The sequence below is a fragment of the Cupriavidus sp. FW306-1B-F12B genome (assembly GCF_058781795.1).
The window spans coordinates 64329-78272 of sequence record NZ_JBYSXC010000015.1; the positions used below are offsets into that span (position 1 = coordinate 64329).

General features: G+C 66.7%; 14 protein-coding genes and 4 tRNA genes. 13 read left to right on the forward strand and 5 right to left on the reverse strand.

What is annotated here, in order from left to right:
* The first annotated feature begins 20 nt into the window (after positions 1-20).
* Genes pdxJ through nagZ form a run of 3 tightly spaced genes read left to right on the forward strand, consistent with a single transcriptional unit; the run spans position 21 to position 2286 of the window.
* The gene (pdxJ, locus tag AC3WLE_RS23115) at positions 21-803 is read left to right on the forward strand and encodes a pyridoxine 5'-phosphate synthase (RefSeq protein ID WP_492319865.1); all 783 of its coding nucleotides are present in this window, start codon (positions 21-23) and stop codon (positions 801-803) included.
* A complete protein-coding gene (acpS, locus tag AC3WLE_RS23120; protein WP_340520375.1) occupies positions 800-1222 on the forward strand; it encodes a holo-ACP synthase in 423 nt (140 codons plus the stop codon). Before pdxJ ends, acpS begins: the two co-directional genes overlap by 4 nt.
* Positions 1223-1236: 14 nt before the next feature.
* Positions 1237-2286, forward strand: coding sequence for a beta-N-acetylhexosaminidase (gene nagZ, locus AC3WLE_RS23125; protein ID WP_492319866.1), 1050 nt, complete (start codon positions 1237-1239; stop codon positions 2284-2286).
* 88 nt (positions 2287-2374) lie between these two features.
* On the opposite strand, the gene efp is transcribed toward nagZ, so the two are convergent.
* Together efp and earP are read right to left on the reverse strand one after the other, a co-directional pair.
* Positions 2375-2935 carry an elongation factor P gene (efp, locus tag AC3WLE_RS23130; protein ID WP_010814696.1) on the reverse strand — a complete coding sequence of 187 codons (561 nt, stop codon included), beginning with the start codon at positions 2933-2935 and terminating at the stop codon, positions 2375-2377.
* A gap of 211 nt (positions 2936-3146) precedes the next feature.
* The gene (gene earP, locus AC3WLE_RS23135) at positions 3147-4304 is read right to left on the reverse strand and encodes an elongation factor P maturation arginine rhamnosyltransferase EarP (RefSeq protein WP_492319867.1); all 1158 of its coding nucleotides are present in this window, start codon (positions 4302-4304) and stop codon (positions 3147-3149) included.
* Positions 4305-4410: 106 nt separating this feature from the next.
* Here earP and uvrC point away from each other — a divergent pair, with 106 nt between their 5' ends.
* The 6 genes from uvrC (at position 4411) to AC3WLE_RS23165 (ending at position 9328) form a co-directional block, all read left to right on the forward strand.
* Entirely contained in the window at positions 4411-6453 is a 2043-nt protein-coding gene (gene uvrC / locus AC3WLE_RS23140; protein WP_492340336.1) for an excinuclease ABC subunit UvrC, read from the forward strand.
* 103 nt (positions 6454-6556) lie between these two features.
* Positions 6557-7156 carry a CDP-diacylglycerol--glycerol-3-phosphate 3-phosphatidyltransferase gene (pgsA, locus tag AC3WLE_RS23145; RefSeq protein WP_013957352.1) on the forward strand — a complete coding sequence of 200 codons (600 nt, stop codon included), beginning with the start codon at positions 6557-6559 and terminating at the stop codon, positions 7154-7156.
* 172 nt (positions 7157-7328) lie between these two features.
* A tRNA-Gly gene (locus tag AC3WLE_RS23150) sits at positions 7329-7404 on the forward strand.
* A gap of 59 nt (positions 7405-7463) precedes the next feature.
* Positions 7464-7539: transfer RNA gene (locus tag AC3WLE_RS23155), tRNA-Gly, on the forward strand.
* 120 nt (positions 7540-7659) lie between these two features.
* Positions 7660-7733, forward strand: a tRNA-Cys gene (locus AC3WLE_RS23160).
* A 362-nt stretch (positions 7734-8095) separates the two neighbouring features.
* Positions 8096-9328 carry a cation:proton antiporter domain-containing protein gene (locus tag AC3WLE_RS23165; protein WP_492319869.1) on the forward strand — a complete coding sequence of 411 codons (1233 nt, stop codon included), beginning with the start codon at positions 8096-8098 and terminating at the stop codon, positions 9326-9328.
* A gap of 18 nt (positions 9329-9346) precedes the next feature.
* On the opposite strand, the gene AC3WLE_RS23170 is transcribed toward AC3WLE_RS23165, so the two are convergent.
* Positions 9347-10276, reverse strand: coding sequence for a LysR family transcriptional regulator (locus tag AC3WLE_RS23170; RefSeq protein WP_492319870.1), 930 nt, complete (start codon positions 10274-10276; stop codon positions 9347-9349).
* Between the two features lie 98 nt (positions 10277-10374).
* Between AC3WLE_RS23170 and AC3WLE_RS23175 the strand changes: the two genes are divergently transcribed.
* The gene (locus tag AC3WLE_RS23175; protein ID WP_010814702.1) at positions 10375-11469 is read left to right on the forward strand and encodes a YeiH family protein; all 1095 of its coding nucleotides are present in this window, start codon (positions 10375-10377) and stop codon (positions 11467-11469) included.
* Between the two features lie 86 nt (positions 11470-11555).
* On the opposite strand, the gene AC3WLE_RS23180 is transcribed toward AC3WLE_RS23175, so the two are convergent.
* Positions 11556-11642 (reverse strand) — tRNA-Leu (locus tag AC3WLE_RS23180).
* 187 nt (positions 11643-11829) lie between these two features.
* Between AC3WLE_RS23180 and AC3WLE_RS23185 the strand changes: the two genes are divergently transcribed.
* The 3 genes from AC3WLE_RS23185 to AC3WLE_RS23195 all read left to right on the forward strand — a co-directional run bounded on the left by AC3WLE_RS23185 (position 11830) and on the right by AC3WLE_RS23195 (position 13285).
* Complete coding sequence (locus AC3WLE_RS23185; RefSeq protein WP_492321724.1) at positions 11830-12189, forward strand: hypothetical protein; 360 nt, start codon at positions 11830-11832, stop codon at positions 12187-12189.
* 271 nt (positions 12190-12460) lie between these two features.
* Positions 12461-12718 carry a hypothetical protein gene (locus tag AC3WLE_RS23190; protein ID WP_492321725.1) on the forward strand — a complete coding sequence of 86 codons (258 nt, stop codon included), beginning with the start codon at positions 12461-12463 and terminating at the stop codon, positions 12716-12718.
* Between the two features lie 159 nt (positions 12719-12877).
* Complete coding sequence (locus tag AC3WLE_RS23195; protein ID WP_010814705.1) at positions 12878-13285, forward strand: heme-binding protein; 408 nt, start codon at positions 12878-12880, stop codon at positions 13283-13285.
* Between the two features lie 271 nt (positions 13286-13556).
* Here AC3WLE_RS23195 and AC3WLE_RS23200 read toward each other — a convergent pair whose 3' ends face one another.
* Complete coding sequence (locus AC3WLE_RS23200) at positions 13557-13886, reverse strand: hemin uptake protein HemP (protein ID WP_010814706.1); 330 nt, start codon at positions 13884-13886, stop codon at positions 13557-13559.
* Positions 13887-13944 lie beyond the last annotated feature (58 nt).

The following is a 13944-nucleotide window of genomic DNA, read 5'->3' on the forward strand; positions in this document are numbered from 1 at the left end:
TCACTCCTGCACCTGCTCGCATGATCTTCCACGCAAATCCGGGCGTCATCGACCTTGGCGTCAATATCGACCACGTCGCCACGCTGCGCAACGCGCGCGGCACCGTGTACCCCGATCCCATCCGTGCCGCGCTGCTGGCGGAACAGGCCGGCGCCGACCTGATCACGCTGCACCTGCGCGAAGACCGCCGCCATATCCGCGATGCCGACGTGCGCGCGCTGCGTCCGCAACTGGCCACGCGCATGAACCTGGAATGCGCGCTCACGCAGGAGATGCTCGACATCGCCTGCGAGATCCGTCCGCAGGACGTATGCCTGGTGCCGGAGCGCCGCGAGGAAGTGACCACCGAGGGCGGGCTGGATGTGGCCGGGCGTTTCGAGCAGGTCAAGGCGGCGTGCGCGCAGCTGGCCGGTGCCGGCACCCGCGTGTCGCTGTTCATTGATGCCGATGCCGACCAGATCGCCGCGGCGGCCGCGTGCGGCGCGCCGGTGATCGAGCTGCATACCGGCCGCTATGCCGATGCGCATACGCCCGATGAGCAGGCGCTCGAGTTCCGCCGCATCGCCGATGGCGTCGATGCCGGCCAGAAGCACGGCCTGGTGGTCAACGCCGGCCATGGCCTGCACTACACCAATGTGCAGCCGATCGCCGCGCTGCCCGGCATCAAGGAGCTGAACATCGGCCACGCGATCGTGGCGCATGCGGTGTTCGCGGGCTGGGAGAACGCGGTGCGCGAGATGAAGGCCATCATGGTCGCCGCGCGCCTGGGCACGCGCTATCCTGCCGCGGGCGCCCCGGCGTGATCTACGGCGTCGGCACCGACATCATCCAGATCGCCCGCGTGCAGGGCGTGATGGAACGCACCAACGGCCGTTTCGCCGAGAAGGTGCTGGGCCCCGATGAGCTGGCCAAGTACCACGCGCGCAAGGCGCGCTCCGAGAAGCGCGGGCTGGCCTTCCTGTCCACGCGCTTCGCTGCCAAGGAGGCGTTCTCCAAGGCCATCGGCCTGGGCATGCGCTGGCCGATGACGTGGCGCGCCATGGAGCTGATGAACCTGCCGTCCGGCGAGCCCACGCCGGTATGCCATGGCGAGCTGGCCGCATGGCTGGCGGAACGCGGGCTCACCGTGCGGGTCAGTGTCAGTGACGAGCACGACTTTGCCGTCGCCTTCGCCATTGCCGAGCGTGCGGGCGGGGCGGCTTCCCAACCTACAGCCTTGTGAATCCAACAACTTCCATGTCCAAGAAGAACTCCGGCAAGCGGCCGGGCCCGGTGGTCCTCGACGTCGTCGGCAAGCAGCTCGACGCGGAAGATGCGCGCCGCATCGCGCATCCGCTGACCGGCGGCGTGATCCTGTTCGCGCGCAATTTCGAGTCGCGCGCGCAACTGCAGGCGCTGACGCGCGCCATCCGCGCGGTGCGCGACGACGTGCTGATCTGCATCGACCATGAAGGCGGGCGCGTGCAGCGCTGCAAGACCGACGGCTTCACCCACCTGCCGGCGATGCACCGCCTGGGCGAGCTGTGGGAGCGCGACGTGCTGGCCGCGACCAAGGCCGCCGTGGCCTGCGGCTATGTGCTGGCCGCCGAACTGCGCGCCTGCGACATCGACCTGAGCTTCACCCCGGTGCTGGACCTGGACTACGGCCGCAGCGCCGTGATCGGCGACCGTGCTTTCCACGCCGATCCGCGCGTGGTGTCGATGCTGGCCGGCCACCTGAACCACGGCCTGCTGCTGGCCGGCATGAGCAACTGCGGCAAGCACTTCCCTGGCCACGGCTACGTCGAGGCCGATTCGCACGTGGCGATCCCGGTCGACGAGCGCTCGCTGGACGAGATCCTGGAGCAGGATGCGCGCCCGTACGAGTGGCTGGGCCTGTCGCTGTCGTCGGTGATGCCGGCGCACGTGATCTACCCCAAGGTCGACCCGAACCCGGCCGGCTTCTCGCGCTACTGGCTGCAGGACGTGCTGCGCGCCCAGCTGGGCTTCGAGGGCGTGATCTTCAGCGACGACCTCAGCATGGAAGGCGCCAGCGTCGCCGGCAATGTCACCGAGGCCGCGCGCGCCGCGCTGACCGCGGGCTGTGACATGGTGCTGATCTGCAACCACCCGGAGCGCGCCGACCAGTTGCTGACCGAGCTGGACGTGGGCATCGACAAGACCTCGCAGCGCCGCATCCGCAAGCTGTTCGCGCGCAGGAAGCCGCTGGACTGGAACAAGCTGCACCAGGAAGGCGAGTACCGCGCCGCGCTGCGCACGCTGAAAGAGCACGACCTGATCGCCTGAACGGGGCCGCGTGCACAAACAAAAATGGCAGCCGCGGCTGCCATTTTTGTTGACCGGCCCCGCGCTGAAGCGGGGCGAAGCAAGCGCCTCAGTTGGCGCGGCTGCGGTATTCGCCGGTGCGGGTGTCGATTTCGATCTTGTCGCCGATGTTGCAGAACAGCGGCACTTGCAGCTCGAAGCCGGTGTTGATCTTGGCGCCCTTGAGCACCTTGCCCGACGAGGTGTCGCCCTTGACGGCCGGCTCGGTGTAGACGATTTCACGGACCAGCGTGGTCGGCATTTCAACCGAGATGGCCTTGTCGTTGTAGAACACCACTTCAACGTTCATGCCGTCTTCGAGGTAGTTCAGCGAGTCGCCCATGCTGTCCTTCTCGACTTCGTACTGGTTGTAGTCGGCGTCCATGAACACGTACATCGGGTCAGCGAAGTACGAGTAGGTGCATTCGCGGCGCTCCAGCACCACGACCTCGAACTTGTCGTCGGCCTTGAACACCGACTCGCCCGGTGCGTCCGTCAGCAGGTTCTTGTACTTCATCTTGACCACAGCGGCGTTGCGGCCCGACTTGTTGTATTCGGCCTTCTGCACGACCATCGGATCGCCGCCGATCATGAACACGTTACCGACGCGGAGTTCCTGTGCGATTTTCATCTGAACTGTTTTCCTGAAATAGAAAGTAGGAATTTGGAATGGCGAAGGCGCGCTGCCGGCATCACCTGCGGTGAGCCTGTGAGCCCCAACGAGAGGCGTTCACGCGCTCGCGACCCCGTGCTCAGCTTGCATACAGGTCTTCGCCCAGTGTCGGTCTGACGCCTGGGAAAGGCCCTGGTTCTCCGGCCCGGTCGCCATTTGAATCAACCGATCATTTTACCTGATTTTCGCAAAACGCCACCAGGTTGGCGGCAAGATCGCCGGGATGCTGCAAACGCCGCTCCCAGCGCGCTGCGATCGCGGCAAGTGCCGGCAGGTGCGCACGCAGGCGCGGCCAGTCCACGGCATTGCCATAGCCGTTCCAGGCGTGCCAGAAGTCCGTCAGCGCGGCCGCTGCTTCCGGCGCCACGCCGCCCTGGCCGAACAGGTCGAGCCAGGCGTCCAGCTTCACCCGGTGCGCGGCATCGTCCTGCGGGTAGATATGCCACACCAGCGGCCGCGCCGCCCATTGCGCGCGCACGAAGGAATCCTCGCCGCGCACGAAGTTCAGGTCGCAGGCCCACAGCAGTTCGTCAAAGTGCTCCTGGCGTACGAAAGGGATGAGCTGCACGCACAGGCTGCCGCGTTCCACCGGGTCGCCAATCCGCAGCGGGGCACCCAGCCATTCGGCGACCTGGTCCGCGGCCAGGCCTGCGGGCACCAGGCAATGGACCGCCTCGGCGGCATCGCGCCATTGCTCCAGCAGCGCGGGCAGGGCCGGGTTGCGGTAGGCAAACAGGCTCACGCGCAGCGCATCGGGCCGGGGCATCACGCTCAGCCGGTGCCACAAGGCCGCCTGGGCAGCCGTGCCGCCGAGGAAGGCGGCGCGCTGCGCGCCCAGCATCGATTCCCGCAGCAGGCCGCCGGTGCCGGGCTCGAAGCCGGGGAAGAAGAAATGCTTCACCAGCGGCAGCCGCGGATGGGGCGAGGGCATCGCATGGTGCTCCCGTACCCAAGGCTCGGCGCTCAGGTATTCCAGGTTGATCCAGGCGGGTTTGGGGTCACGCGCGGCCATGCGGGCCAGGAAGGCTTGCGGCACATCACAGGCGAAGGCTTCGATGACGGCATCGTGTGGCTCGACCCCGGCGGTGTCATCCACGCTGTCGCCACCCGGCCGCCACGGACGGATCTCCACGCCCGCCAGGCGCTGCACCGTGGCGCCGGTATCGAGTTCCGGCGCCAGCCGCGCGAAGCTGGCCAGGTCATCGACCCACAGCCGCACCGCGTGCCCGTGTTCCTGTGCGAGCTGGCGTGCCAGCCGCCAGCAGACGCCGATGTCGCCGAAATTGTCGATCACGGTGCAGAAGATGTCCCAGGAGCGGATAGGCATGGCGGGTGAGGGGCGGGCGGGGCGCGCGCTGAATTGCTCTAAACTTGCGATTTTAGAGGCCATGCCGTTTTGATGCGCGCAGGCCGTGTAGCGGTCACCGTCCCCAATGTCCGACCAGCAACCCGATTCCCCAAATCCCGCCGACGAAGTTCCGGCCGAAGCGGCGGCCGCCCGGCCAGCCGAGGTGACTGCCGAGGCGGCTGCTGAAGCGCCGCCGGAGCCGTTCGACCCGCGCCCGGTCATTTCCCGCCTGCCCGGCCTGCCGGGCGTGTACCGCTATTTCGACGCGGCCGGCAATGTGCTGTACGTGGGCAAGGCGCGCGACCTGAAGAAGCGGGTGTCGAGCTACTTCAACAAGACCCAGTTGTCGCCGCGTATTGCGATGATGGTGGCGCGCATTGCCCGCATCGATACCACGGTGGTGCGCACCGAGGCCGAGGCGCTGCTGCTCGAGAACAACCTGATCAAGGCGCTGGCGCCGCGCTACAACATCCTGTTCCGCGACGACAAGTCGTACCCGTTCCTGAAGTTGACCGGGCACCGCTTCCCGCGCATGGCGTACTACCGCGGCGCCACCGACCGCAAGCACCAGTACTTCGGGCCGTTCCCTAGCGCCTATGCGGTGCGCGAGAGCATGCAGATCCTGCAGAAGGTGTTCCAGCTGCGCACCTGCGAGGACACCGTCTTCAACAACCGCACGCGGCCGTGCCTGCTGCACCAGATCCATCGCTGCACCGGGCCGTGCGTCAACGCCATCAGCGAAGAGGACTATGCGCGCGATGTCGCCAACGCGGCGCGCTTCCTGCAAGGCCGCCAGACCGAGGTGCTGGAAGGCCTGCAGGGCAAGATGGAACAGCATGCCGAGCGGCTGGAGTTCGAGCAGGCCGCGGCCGTGCGCGACCAGATCGCGGCGCTGTCGACCGTGCTCAAGCGCCAGGCGGTGGAAGAGGTGGGCGGGCAGGCGCGCGACATCGACGTGCTGGCCGTCGCCGTGGAGGGCGGGCGTGCCTGCGTCAACCTGGCCATGGTGCGCGGCAGCCGCCATCTGGGCGACAAGGCCTACTTCCCGGCCCATGCCGACGAAGCGGCGATGATCGTCGAGGATGCCGATGAGCGCGACGATGACAGCGCCGCCACCGCGCCGCCGCTGACCGTCGACCGCATCGCCACCCGGGTGCTGTCGGCCTTCATGGTGCAGCACTACCTGGAGCAGCCGGCGCCGCCCATCATCGTCGTCAGCCATGCGCCGGACGATGCCACGGTGCTCGAGGCGCTGACGCTGCACGCCGGGCGCAAGGTCACGCTGGTGCGCCAGCCGCAGGGCCAGCGCAAGATCTGGCTGGAGATGGCGCAGCAGGGCGCGGCGCTGGCGCTGTCGCGCCGGCTGGCCGAGCAGGGCAGCCAGGAGGCACGCACGCGCGCGCTGGCCGAAACCATCGGGCTGGACCTGGAAGACCTGGCGCTGCTGCGCGTGGAATGCTTCGACATCAGCCATACCGCCGGCGAGGCCACCCAGGCATCGTGCGTGGTGTACCACCACCACGACATGCAGAACAGCGAATACCGCCGCTACAACATCCAGGACATCATTCCCGGCGATGACTACGCGGCCATGCGCCAGGTGCTGACGCGGCGCTATCAGAAGCTGGTCGAGCAGATCCAGGAAGACGGCGGCATGGAGGCCGGCAGCGAAGCCGCGGCGCAGCTGCCGCAGATCGTGCTGATCGACGGCGGCAAGGGACAGGTCGAGGTGGCGCGGCAGGTGTTCGAAGAGCTCGGGCTGGATATCGGCCTGCTGGTCGGCGTGGCCAAGGGCGAGGGCCGCAAGGTCGGCCTGGAGACGCTGGTGTTCGCCGATGGCCGCCCGTCGCTGGAACTGGGGCAGGGCAGCGCCGCGCTGATGCTGGTGGCGCAGATCCGCGACGAGGCGCACCGCTTTGCCATCACCGGCATGCGCGCGCGCCGCGCCAAGACGCGCACCACCTCGCGCCTGGAAGAGATCGAGGGCATCGGCGCGCGCCGGCGCCAGAAGCTGCTGACCCGCTTCGGGGGGCTGCGCGGCGTGATGGCCGCCAGCATCGACGAACTGGCCAGCGTCGAGGGCATTTCACGCGGCCTGGCCGAAGAGATCTACCGGCAGTTGCACTGAGCGCGCGGGGCCGCGGGGTGGGAAATTGGCCAGTGATGGTCGATTGGTCCGGAAATCGGCGACAATCGCAAGATTGGTTACCGTCCCCCGCCGCCCGAGTTCCATGCCCTTCAATTTCCCGATCCTGCTGACCTGGCTTCGCGTCGCCATGATTCCCCTGGTGGTTGGCGTGTTCTACCTGCCCGACGCGTGGCTGCCGATGCACGCCAAGAACCTGACGGCGGCGTCGTTCTTCATCATTGCCGCGGTCACGGACTGGCTGGACGGGTTCCTTGCGCGGCGCTGGAACCAGACCTCGTCGTTCGGGGCCTTCCTGGACCCGGTCGCCGACAAGCTGATGGTGACGGCGGCGCTGCTTTCGCTGCTGGCACTGGGCCGGGTCACGGACCTGATCGCGCTGGTGATCATCGGGCGCGAGATCACCATTTCGGCGCTGCGTGAATGGATGGCGCAGATCGGCGCTTCCAAGAGCGTGGCGGTGAACTTCCTCGGCAAGCTCAAGACCACGGTGCAGATGGTGGCGATCCCGCTGCTGCTGTACAGCGACCGCCTGCTCGGCTTCGATGCCCACCTGCTCGGCACGTGGATGATCTACGTGGCGGCGGTGCTGACGCTTTGGTCGATGTTCTATTACATGAAGCTGGCCTGGCCGCAAATCCGCGAGCGCAGCGGGATGGTGGCGCGCGCCGGCGCGCAGAAATGAAAAGAATTTTTGAAAAGGTGTTGACGGCGAGAGCAGTTCTTTGCATAATCTCATTCTCGTTGCTGACGACGCAAACGAAAGCAGCGAGATAAGGTGGGTTTGACGCAAGATGTTGTGAGATAACAGCGTGTTGCGGCATAAAACGCCTTAGTTGGATTTTAGCGGTGCCCCTGCGGGAGTAGCTCAGTTGGTAGAGCGCAACCTTGCCAAGGTTGAGGTCGCGAGTTCGAGACTCGTCTCCCGCTCCAGGTTAAAGAAGGTCCGGCAGCGTGCTTGCACGATGCGGGGCTGGCAGCAAAAGTTGTATGCGGGAGTAGCTCAGTTGGTAGAGCGCAACCTTGCCAAGGTTGAGGTCGCGAGTTCGAGACTCGTCTCCCGCTCCAATCCCCAAAGGGAAGCACCGCTTCCCTTTTTGTTTGGGTTGAATCGCCGCAAGACATTGCCGGAAGCTGCGCTCCGGCAGCATCGGCTGAATGCGGATACAATCCAGCAGCACGTCACCTGGCGGGGTGGCAGAGTGGTTATGCAGCGGCCTGCAAAGCCGTGTACGCCGGTTCGATTCCGACCTCCGCCTCCAGTTGCATGCAGAACGGCGCCTCGCGGCGCCGTTTTTGTTTTCCGGGCGCCGGATCGTCCGCCATCTCCGCGCCTCGGGCACGTGGCGGGCATGTTACATTACTCCTGTCGTACGCTTTTCGGGGGGCTCCGCGTGATGGATAGCGGGGCAGCATGTCAATCGCCATCCCCGATCCGTGACGCGCCGCCGGCGTGTCCGGGGCCGCTGCGGCACTTCCCGTTCTTCCCCGTTCCGATGCTGCTGCCAATTGTTGCGGCGACTTCCCCGCGCTGACCGCTGGTGCGCGCCGGAGGCGCTGTCGCGGTTGCCAGGGCTGGGAGCGGGTTAGCCGTTCAGCCCCTGACACGAGGAATCCCGCGCGCATGCATCACGCCACCCCGCTTATCAGTACCATCGTCGGCGGTATCGTCCTGGCCTTTATCCTTGGCGCCATCGCCAGCCGGCTGCGCCTGCCGCCGTTGATCGGCTACCTGTGCGCAGGCATCGTGGTCGGTCCGCACACGCCTGGCTATACCGCCGACCAGGCCCTGGCGCCGGAGTTGGCCGAGCTTGGCGTGATCCTGCTGATGTTCGGGGTGGGGCTGCACTTTTCGATCAAGGACCTGATGGCGGTCAAGCGCATCGCCATTCCGGGGGCGGTGGTGCAGATCGGCATCGCCACGCTGATGGGGATGCTGGTGGCCTGGGGCTTCGGCTGGTCATGGGGGCAGGGGCTGGTGTACGGACTGGCGCTGTCGGTGGCGAGCACCGTGGTGCTGCTCAAGGCCTTGCAGGAGCGTGACCTGGTGGAGTCGCCGCAGGGCCGCATCGCGGTCGGCTGGCTGATCGTGGAAGACCTGGCGATGGTGCTGGCCCTGGTGCTGCTGCCGGCCATGGCAGGTCTGCTGGCGGGCGCCGGCGAAACACCGGGCGAGGCCGCGCCGGCTACCGGTGACGTGGTGCTCGCGATCTTCGCGACGCTGGGCAAGGTGGCCGCTTTCGTTGCGGTGATGCTGGTGATCGGCCGGCGCTTTATCCCGTGGATGCTGGAGCGCATCGTCTGGACCGGCAACCGCGAGATGTTCCGCCTGGGCGTGCTGGCGACGGCGCTGGGCGTGGCCTACGGCGCCTATGCGCTCTTTGGCGTGTCGTTCGCGCTGGGCGCGTTCTTTGCCGGCATGGTGCTGGCGGAGTCCGAGTTCAGTCATCGTGCGGCCGAAGAGTCGCTGCCGCTGCGCGATGCCTTCGCCGTGCTTTTCTTCGTATCCGTGGGCATGCTGTTCGACCCGATGGTGCTGGTCAACGACCCGTGGGGCGTGCTGGCGACGGTGTTTATCATCGTGGTGGGCAAGTCGCTGGCGGCGCTGGGCATCGTGCGTGCCTTCGGGCATTCCGGGCAGACCGGCATGACCATTGCCGTGAGCCTGGCGCAGATCGGCGAGTTCTCGTTCATTCTCGCCAGCCTCGGCGTCTACCTGAAGATCCTGCCCGAGCGCGGCCAGGCGCTGATCCTGGCCGGGGCGCTGCTGTCGATCATGCTCAATCCGGTGCTGTTCCACCTGCTCGACCTGTACACGGCGCGGCGCCATCGCAGCGCGGATCCGCAGCCGGCATGACCGTAGCCTGGGTTCGGCTCAGCCGCCGATCCGCGGCGCCATGGTGCGCAGGTATTCGGTAAAGGCCAGTAGCCCCTGGGTCGGGAACTTGTCCTGGTGCACCACCAGCTGCAGCGGCCGCACGATGCGTGGCAGGCCGTCGCGGATCGCCACCAGCGTGCCGCGCTCCAGTTCATCGCGCACCACATGCAGCGACAGGCAGCTGACGCCGAAGCCGCTCATTACGGCGCGCTTGATGGCTTCGGCGTTGCCCAGCTCCAGCGCGAAGCGCAACTCGCCCAGCAACGGCACCAGCCGTTCCTCGATGACCTCGCGCGTGCCCGAGCCCGGCTCGCGCACGATCCATTCGGCATCGCGCAGCGCCACCAGGTCATGCGGCGCGGCCGCAAGCGGATGCGAGGGGCCGACCACCACCACCATCTCGTCGTCGCACCAGCGCACGCTGCGCAGGTCGCGCTCATGGCTGGCGCCTTCGACCAGGCCGATATCGGCGTCGAACTGCAGCAGCGATTGCAGCACCTCGCGGGTATTGCCGATGCGCAGGTCCAGCGTGCACGGGCCGCTGCGCGAATGGCGGAAGCCCGCCAGGAGCGGCGGCAGGATGTAGCTGCCTATGGTATTGCTGGCCGCGATGCGCAGCTGCACGCCGGTCTGGGTGGCAAAGCGCTCCAGTTCCTGGGCCTGGTCCAGCAGCGACAGCGCGCGCGGGAAAAACTGGCGTCCGGTCTCGTTGATGCTGAGCCGGCGGGCCACGCGGTCGAACAGCGGGCTGTCGAGCGCGCGTTCAAGCTCGGCCAGCGAGGCGCTGACGGCCGACTGCGACATCGCAAGTGCCTGCGCCGCCGCCATGGTGCTGCCATGCTGGGCCACGGCAACGAAGACGGACAGCTGGCGCAGCGTCAGGCGCAGGGGGCGGTGTTCGGGCCGGGGATCGGGGCGGTGGTCCATATCGATATAATCAATAACGCATACCGATATTACCCGTTTTACGGGTTAGCGGGGCGCCAGTACGCTTGAGTCACTAAAGAACACGACCCGAGCCTGCCATGTCCTCCGTCTCCGCCCCCCGCACCACCCCGGCCGCCGCGCCGGCCTTGCCGCCGCCGTGGTCGCAGCGCCTGCTGACACTGGTCCCGCTGGGCGGCATTGCCTGGCTGGCGATTGCGCTGGCCGAGCATCCGGCCGTGGCGCGCTATGGCCTCAGCGCGCTGACGCTGGCCATGTGCGCCGGCATGGTCGCGGCCAATACGCTGCCGCGCCACTGGCTGGCGCCGCTGGCCCCCGGCATGCAGGTCGCACGCCACCACCTGCTGCGCCTGGGCGTGGCACTGTACGGGCTGCGCCTGACCTTTGCCTCGATCGTCGCGCTGGGGCTGCCGGGCATCGTGGTGCCGCTGACCATGCTGGTGGCCACGCTGCTGTTCGGCACCTGGGTGGGCACCACGTTCTTCGGCCTGAGCCGCCGCGAAGCGATCCTGGTCAGCTCCGGCAGTGCCATCTGCGGTGCCGCCGCGGCCATCGCCGTATCGTCGGTGGTGCGCACCGACGACAAGCAGACCGCCGTGGCGGTGGCGACCGTGGTGCTGTTCGGCACCGTCGGCATGCTGCTTTATCCCTATCTGTACGAACTGGCGACAGGCCATTGGCACTGGGCCGTCAGCGAGCGCATGTTCGGCATCTTTACCGGCGCGACGCTGCACGAGGTGGCCCAGGTGATCGCCGCCGGCAAGATGATCAGCGAGCCGACCGCCGACGCTGCCGTGGTGGCCAAGATGGTGCGCGTGCTGGCATTGGGCCCGCTGCTGCTGGTGATGGCGCTGTGGCCGCAGGGCGGCGAGCAAGCCGAGCAAGGCACCGCAGGCGGCAGCCGCTTGCATGGCATCCTGAAGTCGGTGCCGTGGTTCGCGGTGGGGTTTGTCGCGGTGATGGCGGTCAACTCGGCCGGCACCGTGCCCACTGCCTGGAAGGCGCCGCTGATCGCACTGGACAACTGGCTGCTGGCCTGCGCGATGCTGGCGATCGGCCTGCACACCCGCATCGGCGACCTGGTGCGCGCCGGACGCAAGCCGCTGGCGCTGGCCGGTGTGCTGTTCGTGTTCCTGATGGGGGTGGGTGCGCTGATGTGCTACGCGATGGCCTGACGCGCGCGGAGCTGAAGGCATCAAAAGAAGGGGCCGATGGCCCCTTCTTTTATTTTGAAACGGGAGCGGAAGGGGGCTGTACACCCTGGTGCGGCCGACGGGACTCGAACCCGTAAGCCTGGAAAGGCGGCAGATTTTAAGTCTGCTGAGTCTACCAATTTCTCCACGGCCGCACGGCAAGCCCGGTATTGTGGTGGCTCGGCATCCCGGATGCAAGCGCGTTACTGCGGCGGGCGCCGGGCGCGCGAAAAAGTGACGCCACTGTTACGGCTGGTAACAATGTCGACCTTGCCGTTGCACCTGGAAAATTCCGAACCCCTACAATACGGATTAAGAGAAATCTCACATTGAGAGGCGGATATGAAACGTTGGTGGCTCGCAGCATTCGGTGTCGCAGCCGGGCTTGCTTCCGGGGCAGCAATGGCCCATGTGAGCGTCGGCGTGGCAATCGGCGTGCCGGGCGTAGTGGTTGGCGCGCCCGCCTATTATCCGCCAGCCCCGGCTTACTATGCACCGCCGCCTGTCGTGGTGGCGCCCGCGCCGGTCTACTACGGTCCGCCGCCGGTGGTGGTGCGGCCGCGTCCGGTCTATTACGGTCCTGGCTACTACGGCCCGCCGCGCTATTACGGCGGCCACCGCGGCTACTATGGCCCGCCGGGATACCATCGTGGGCACGGCCACCGGCATGGGCATGGCCACGGCCGTTGGCACGACGACTGATCGTCGTTCGACCTGCGCAAGCTTTTTGAAAGAGAAGGGGCCCTCCGGGGCCCTTTCCCTTTTTCCTGCCGCACTGCGACATGAGGCGCTGAAGCCAGTTCCAGGAAATTCGCCCCCTTGGTCAGAGTAGTCAAATTATTTGAACAGACTGCTCAAAGCGTCACCTCTATCGTTATAAGGGTTTCCCCCTAAACTATCGGTGTGACATCGTGATGACGGCACTGCAACGTGCTGCACGGTGCCTCGACCAACAATAGCAAGGGGAATATCCATGAAGATCACACAAGCCGTTGCTGCCGTCGCAGCGCTGGCCGCGCTGGGCGCGCTTTCCACCTCCGCATTTGCCGCCGTCGGCAAGGTCGATCCGTACCTGGACGGCGCCAGGGTCGGCAAGACGGACCCGTACACCGATGGTGCCAAGATGGGCAAGGTTGATCCGTTCACCGACGGTGCCCGCCTCGCCAAGCCCGATCCGTACACCGATGGCGCGCTCATTGGCAAGCCGGATCCGTTCTCGGACGGCGCCTGAATCGCTGTTGTCCGTCTATGTTGAATGGCCCGCCCAAGCGCGGGCCATTCTTGTTTTTCCCCGCGCTCCGGCGCACCGCAATGGGGCGCCTGTCATGACGATGGCGGGGGTGCGGCGCTATACTTCGGCCTTAACCAAATGAATGACCAGGAGAGTGGCATGCAGCAAAAAACGGTTCTGACGGCAGACGACGTGAAGAAGATCATGGCCGCAGCGGAAACCGAGGCGAAAAATCATCAATGGGCCGTGTCCATTGTCGTGGTGGACGATGGCGGCCATCTGCTGGCGATGCAGCGCCTGGATGGTGCCGCGCCGATCTCGGCCTATATTGCCGGCGAAAAGGCCCGTACCTCGGCGCTGGGCCGTCGCGAGTCGAAGGTCTACGAAGACATGATCAACAACGGTCGCTACTCGTTCATGACGGCGCCGGTGCTGCAAGGCATGCTGGAGGGCGGCGTGCCCATCGTCTGCAACGATCAGGTGGTCGGTGCCGTGGGCGTGTCGGGCGTGAAGTCGACCGAAGACGCGCAGATCGCGCGTGCCGGTATCGCTGCGCTGGGCCTGTAAAGCCCTTGCGCCGGCCATTGTGCCGGCGCATGAAAAGGCCCCGCAGGCATGGCCTGCGGGGCGGCATAAAAGAGGGCATGGCTGGGTACGGTCGGCCCGGCGTGGGGTCTGAATCCCGCCCGCGGCACCAGTACCTGGCTACTGCCCAACACCTCGTTCCGAGGTGGTCCCCACAAAAGTCTTTACTGCCACGTACGTGGCACCCGCGCCCAACGCGGGTCTCGGTCGCTTCCCTCTGGCTTCAACCTTGCGGTATCGCCGCGGGGCCGCGTCATTTCGTCAGGATCAGCTTGCCGTAGCGCGTGACGCGCAGCGTGTAGACATCGCCGTTGTGCAGGATCGGCAGGGTGCTGGCGCCACGCATGATGGCGTCCAGGGCCACCGCCTCGCCGGCAGGCGCTGGCGACAGGCTGTCGCGCACCAGTGCCTCGAGCCGGGCGGGCAGGGCCGCCACCGCGGACTTCACGGATGCGATGGTCGACGGTGCCGCCTTCGCGCTGGCCTCGCGGCGCGGTTGCGCGGCGACCTCGACGCGGCGCAGCGACAGCCGGCGGCGGGTGACTTCACGCGGTTGCGACAGCGGCAGGGAAAGTGTGCTCATCTTCTGGCTCCGTTCTGCAAAAAGGGCGCGCCGGCTATGGCGCAGTCGATGGAAAGAT

Coding starts and splice junctions, on each gene's coding strand:
- pdxJ (WP_492319865.1), top strand. CDS start 21: ATGATCTTCCACGCAAATCCGGGCGTCATCGACCTTGGCGTCAATATC.
- nagZ (WP_492319866.1), top strand. CDS start 1,237: ATGTCCAAGAAGAACTCCGGCAAGCGGCCGGGCCCGGTGGTCCTCGAC.
- efp (WP_010814696.1), bottom strand. CDS start 2,935: ATGAAAATCGCACAGGAACTCCGCGTCGGTAACGTGTTCATGATCGGC.
- earP (WP_492319867.1), bottom strand. CDS start 4,304: ATGCCTATCCGCTCCTGGGACATCTTCTGCACCGTGATCGACAATTTC.
- uvrC (WP_492340336.1), top strand. CDS start 4,411: ATGTCCGACCAGCAACCCGATTCCCCAAATCCCGCCGACGAAGTTCCG.
- pgsA (WP_013957352.1), top strand. CDS start 6,557: ATGCCCTTCAATTTCCCGATCCTGCTGACCTGGCTTCGCGTCGCCATG.
- AC3WLE_RS23165 (WP_492319869.1), top strand. CDS start 8,096: ATGCATCACGCCACCCCGCTTATCAGTACCATCGTCGGCGGTATCGTC.
- AC3WLE_RS23170 (WP_492319870.1), bottom strand. CDS start 10,276: ATGGACCACCGCCCCGATCCCCGGCCCGAACACCGCCCCCTGCGCCTG.
- AC3WLE_RS23175 (WP_010814702.1), top strand. CDS start 10,375: ATGTCCTCCGTCTCCGCCCCCCGCACCACCCCGGCCGCCGCGCCGGCC.
- AC3WLE_RS23185 (WP_492321724.1), top strand. CDS start 11,830: ATGAAACGTTGGTGGCTCGCAGCATTCGGTGTCGCAGCCGGGCTTGCT.
- AC3WLE_RS23190 (WP_492321725.1), top strand. CDS start 12,461: ATGAAGATCACACAAGCCGTTGCTGCCGTCGCAGCGCTGGCCGCGCTG.
- AC3WLE_RS23195 (WP_010814705.1), top strand. CDS start 12,878: ATGCAGCAAAAAACGGTTCTGACGGCAGACGACGTGAAGAAGATCATG.
- AC3WLE_RS23200 (WP_010814706.1), bottom strand. CDS start 13,886: ATGAGCACACTTTCCCTGCCGCTGTCGCAACCGCGTGAAGTCACCCGC.